Origin of the sequence: Kitasatospora sp. MBT63 (assembly GCF_000710465.2) — a bacterium.
Lineage (GTDB): Bacteria > Actinomycetota > Actinomycetes > Streptomycetales > Streptomycetaceae > Kitasatospora.
In genome coordinates, this window is sequence record NZ_JAIZ01000130.1 from 1 (window position 1) to 5,268 (window position 5,268).

A 5,268-nucleotide genomic window follows, 5' to 3' on the forward strand; every position below is an offset into this window, starting at 1 on the left:
CGCCCCTGCCGTCACCCCCTGAGCGGCCCGCCCCGACCCCGCCCGTACGGCACCTCGACGGGAACCGGCCGATGGCCGGGACATGTCCTGGTGTCCGGGCCGGGGTCTACACTCGCGGCCTGACACTTGGTCAGATGGCCGAGTGCGGCCGGGATCCGGGGACGTTCGGGGGGCTGCGTTGGCACAGGGGACGGCACACGGCGACGTCGGGCTCGGCGGGCTGCCGACCACCGCCAAGTACGAGGTCGACACGCTCTTCAAGGACCTGATCGACCAGTTCCGCGGCGCCCGGCTGCCGATGCCGGTGGTGGTGCTGTACTCGGAGGAGGCCGACACCGCGCTCGACCGGGAGGTCCGGGACGTGGTCGGCGCCGTCCAGGAGGCGCAGGAGGGCGGCGGGCTCCCCTACCGGGTGGCCGGCGGGCCGGACACCGGCGACCCGCACCTCAACGCGATCGGCATCCTGGACGGCGTCGCCCGCGGCCCCTGGGCGCGGCGCGGACCGTCCTGGTACCGGAACTACGCCGTCCCCCGCTCCCGGCTGATCGCCGCCATCGAGGCGGCCGCCCAGCACGTGCTGGCGGCGGCCGGCGGGCGCGCGCAGCCGCTGGACGACCAGGTCGAGGCGGTGCTGACCCGGCTGCGGGACCTGCACTGGCGGCCCGAGCGGCGTACCGCCGGGGCCACCCTCCAGCAGACGCTGTCGCCGCTGTTCAACTCCACCACGCTGATCGGCGCCGTGGTGCTGGCCGGCGTGACCACCCTGCTCACCCAGGCGCACTGGGAGCTGGTGCTCGGCGTGCTGCTGGCCACCTTCCTGCTGCTGGTGCTGACCGGCTGGGTGCGCCGCAACACCGCGCCGCTGTCCTGGCTCGGCCAGGCCAGCCGGTGGTTCGCCACCACCACCTTCCTCGCCGCGTCCGGACGGCAGGCCGCCGCCTGGTCGATCTGGCGGCCCCGGATGTCCTGGGACGTCACCCAGGCCCGGGCCCGCGAGGTGGCCGGCGAGATCCTCAAGGCCCAGCTGGCCGGCACCCCGGCCGACGAACGCGACCGCGCCCAGCAGTTCCACCTCCAGCTGCGCACCCTCGCCCTGCTGGAGGACCTCCGCTCGGCGCACCGGCCCTGGGCGGCCGACCTGCGCGGCCGAAAGCGCCGGGTGCCGCCGGTGGTGTTCCTGCCGCAGGCCGACGCCGGCAACGGCGGGCTGAAGGTGCTCGGCGCGATCAGCGACGTACGCAGCCGCCGCAGTGAGCAGGACCCGCTGCTGGTGCTCGCCGGGGTGGCGCACGCGGACGTGGCCGGCTGGCTGCAGGCCGGCGCCGCCGGTCCGGCGCCCGTCCACCCCGGGCCGCGCCGCGCCAGCCCGTACGAGAGCTGGGTGAGCAACCTGCGGGTGCGCCAGGCACCCAGCCGGGGGCGGGCGCTGGCCTGGACGCTGCCGATCGGGTTCGGCCGGCTGCAGCTCAGCGCGGGGAACACCACCGGGCTGGCGGCCGTCCCGGTGCGGCGCTCGCCGTGGTTCCTGTGGTCGCGCTGGACGCTGCTGCTGGTGCTGCTGCTCGCCGGGGCCGGCGGGGTGGTGCGCAGCGGGCAGCTGTCCGAGCAGTTCTGCGAGGGGCGGCTGCTCGGGTCGAACCACGACGCGGTGTGGCGGGTCGACCAGGGCGGCGCCCGCGAGTGCGTCGGGGTGGCGACCGGCGGGGTCTCCTTCGCCACCGGGCACGACGTGCGGCTCAGCGGGGCGCTGCCAGGGCACGACGGCGACGGGGCGAAGGCCGGTGCGGGGATCGGGGTGGCGACCGTCGAGGAGGCGATCCGCCGGGAGAACGAGCGGGTGGCGGCGCTGCCGGACGTCCGGTTCGTCACCGTGGTGTACGCCGGGTCGCTGACCACCGCGCCCGGTCAGGAGTCCCGGGCGCTCAACAGTCTCAAGGAGCTGACCGGGGTGCACCTCGCGCAGCTGCGCAACAACGCCGGCGACCCGTTGAAGATCAAGGTGCTGGTGGCCAACGGCGGCCAGGACATGTACTTCCAGACCGAGATGACCGAACGGATCGTGGAGGTCGCCCGGCGGGACAGCTCGGTGGTCGGGGTGGTCGGGCTGGGCCGGGACACCGCCGACAGCGACCAGGCGGTCGGCCTGCTGCAGCGGGCCGGTCTCGCGGTGGTCGACACCACCAACTCCGGTACCGACCTGGCCCGGCGGCACGTCAACTACTTCGGGCTGGCGGCCACCGACCAGGAGGAGGCGGCCGAGCTGCGCAAGATCGCCGACGGGCTGGCGCTGGCCCCCGAGGACCGCTGGGCAGCCGTGCTGACCAGGAGGCCCAGCAGCGATGACAAGTACAGCCCCGAGCAGGCCGCCTACGGTTCCCGGATGCTGCGCGAGGCGGGCTTCCGGCTGGCCGAGGACCGGCCGCTGGAGTACGGCCTGACCAGCAACGGCGATCCGGACTACGAGGACGCGCTGCGCCGCAGCTGCCAGTCCGGGCACCCGCCGGCCGTGCTGTACCTGGCGGGCCGCGCCGACGACGTCAACCAGCTGATGCGGCGGCTGGCCGCCGACCCGGGCTGCAACCGCCCGCTCACCGTGCTGACCGGCGACGACCTGACGAAGGCCCAGTTCAGCACCGGGGCGACCTGGATGGCACCGCAGGCCACCCTGTACTACATCGCGCTGACCGACCCGGCGGTCACCGCCCGCGCCTCCGACCTGGCCGAGACCGCCTCCGCCGGGCTCGGCATCACACCGCAGCCGGCCGGGGGCAACCCGTACGAGGACGACGTGTTCTCCGACGGTTCGCTGGCGCTCGCCTACGACGCCACCGCGGCGCTGCACGCCGGGGCGGAGAACGCCGGTGCCTCGCAGACCGGCGGGCGGGGCGCGGTGATGGCGGGGCTGCGGGCGGTCGAGCTGAAGAACCGGGCCACCGGGACGATCGACTTCCGCGACACCCGTCCGCTGCTGGCGACCGGCAGCCAGCCGGGCCACGGCATCAACATCATCCGGGTGGTGCGGGACACCGACGGCCGGGCCAGGCCGGAGCGGATCTGCGGCCGGCCCGCCGGTGACACCGCCGAGTTGCAGGGCTGCCGGCCGTGACGGGGGCCCTGCGGCGGCCGCGGGTGCGGCGCCGCAGGGCCCTCGCGGGTCACGGCATGGTGCAGAAGGAGGCCTTCACGGCGCTCGCGACGACCTTGCCCTGCGCGTCGTTGAGGGTGACGGCGCCGCCGCTGAACTTGGCGGCCGCCTCCTTGGCCACGGTGGCGTCGTCCTTGCCCGCGTGGATCTCGGCGCAGACGTACTGCGCGCCGGCCACGGCCGTGGCGGGGTCGGCCGCCAGGGCCGGGTTGATCGCCTTGAGGCCGGCCAGCAGTCCGGCCTGCTGGGCCGCGTTGGGGCTCGGCACGACCGGAGCGGGCTGCTTGCCCGCCGGGGTGCCCGCGCCGCTGCTCGCGACGGGAGCCTGCGGCGCGGCGGTGGTGCTGCCGCTGCTGCCGCAGGCGGTCAGGGAGAGCAGTGCCGCGGCGGCCAGGCTGATGGTGATGACTCGAATACGCATGTCCACACCGTGGCACAGCCGGGCGGCGGAACCGGCCGCTGTGACAGGCCCGTGACGGGCCGGCAGACGCTTCGGTACGGATCCCAAGGCCCCTGGGGACGTATCGGCGAGGTATCGGGGACGTGTCGGGGACGCACTATCACAGCACCCGTACAGACAGATGAAGAATCAACCTCAATCCACTCGATCCGGCCATATCTGAAGGCAACCGTCCGATGGACGGACGGGGTGTGTCCGAAAGACGGACGGATCGCCTCCACCCCCGCCGATCGGCGGACGGCCCCCTGCTGACGGGCCGGCCGGGCGCGGGGGCGGGCGCGGCCGCCACCACCCGGACCCCCGGGGCGAGTTGCCCGTGGACGACGGCCGGGGCGGGAGAGACGACCGGAATCGTTCCGGACGTTTGCCCGGCATAGCGCTCTTCACCGACAGTCGAACAGATGAACATCATTCAGCGCCTCGGACGGGGCCCGCTCTTACGGCACCGCGACTTCCGGCTCCTGCTGTCCGGTGCCGCCACCAGCCAGTTCGGCAGCCAGGTGACCCTGGTGGCCCTGCCCCTGGTCGCCGTACTGGAACTGGACGCCTCCCCCTTCCAGGTAGGCCTGCTCACCGCGGCCGAGACCGCCGCGTTCCTGCTGGTCGGCCTGCCCGCCGGCGCCTGGCTCGACCGGGTACGGCGGCTGCCGGTGCTGATCCGGGCCGACCTGGTGCGCTGCCTGGCGGTCGCCTCCGTACCGCTGGCCGCCGTCACCGATGTCCTGACGATGGCCCAGCTGTACGTGGTCGCCCTGGTCACCGGGGTGGCGACGGTCTTCTTCGACGTCGCCCACCAGTCCTTCCTGCCGCAGCTGCTGCCCCGCGAACAGCTGGTGTCGGGCAACGGCGCGCTGGAGACGGTCCGTTCGGTGGCGCAGGTCGGCGGACCGGGTCTGGGCGGCGGGCTGGTCCAGCTGCTCGGCGCGCCGCTGGCAATCGTCGCCGACGCCCTCGGGTACCTGTCCTCCGCGCTGCTCCTGCTCGGCATCCGGACCCGGGAACCCGCACCGCAGCCCGTACCGGGCAGCTCCCTGCGGGCCGAGATCGGCGAGGGCATCGGCTTCGTCCTGCGCCACCCGCTGCTGCGGGTGATCGCCGCCGCGACCGCCGCCTCCAACCTATTCTCCGCGCTGCTGATGGCGGTCCAGACCGTCTTCTGGGTACGGGTGCTGGACCTCTCCCCCGGCGCGATCGGCCTGCTGCTGTCGGTCTCCGCGCTGGGCGGGCTGGCGGGCGCGCTGTGCGCGGGACCGCTCGCCAAGCTGGTCGGACAGGCCCGGCTGATCTGGCTGTCGGCCCTGGTCAGCGCACCGTTCGCGCTGCTGTGGCCGCTGTCCGGCCGGGGCGCCGGGGTGCTGCTGTTCGGGACCGCCTCGGCGGTGGTGCTGTTCGGCGCGGTGGCCTACAACGTCGCCCAGGTGAGTTTCCGCCAGGCGATCTGCCCGCCCGCGCTGCTCGGCCGGGTGAACGCCACCATGCGCTTCCTGGTCTGGGGCACCATGCCGCTGGGCGCGCTGGCCGGCGGCGCCATCGCGGCCTCGGCCGGGGCCCGCAACGCGCTGTGGGTGTGCGCCCTGGGCTTCCTCGTCGTGCCGCTGCCGCTGCTGCTGTCCCCGCTGCGCACCCTGCGCGACCTGCCGACGGCGCCGGAGACCGGGGCCGA

Annotated in this window: 3 protein-coding genes; 2 read left to right on the top strand and 1 reads right to left on the bottom strand. The window is 74.6% G+C overall.

Annotated elements, in window-relative coordinates:
• The first annotated feature begins 178 nt into the window (after positions 1–178).
• Positions 179–3,106 (top strand): ABC transporter substrate-binding protein, encoded by a 2,928-nt coding sequence (locus AA75_RS08695; protein WP_051812019.1) that lies wholly within the window; start codon positions 179–181, stop codon positions 3,104–3,106.
• Between the two features lie 49 nt (positions 3,107–3,155).
• On the opposite strand, the gene AA75_RS08700 is transcribed toward AA75_RS08695, so the two are convergent.
• Positions 3,156–3,566 carry a hypothetical protein gene (locus tag AA75_RS08700; protein WP_033819254.1) on the bottom strand — a complete coding sequence of 137 codons (411 nt, stop codon included), beginning with the start codon at positions 3,564–3,566 and terminating at the stop codon, positions 3,156–3,158.
• A 440-nt stretch (positions 3,567–4,006) separates the two neighbouring features.
• Between AA75_RS08700 and AA75_RS08705 the strand changes: the two genes are divergently transcribed.
• Positions 4,007–5,268, top strand: a 1,262-nt coding sequence (locus AA75_RS08705) for an MFS transporter (RefSeq protein WP_033819255.1), incomplete at its 3' end; no start/stop codon positions are given.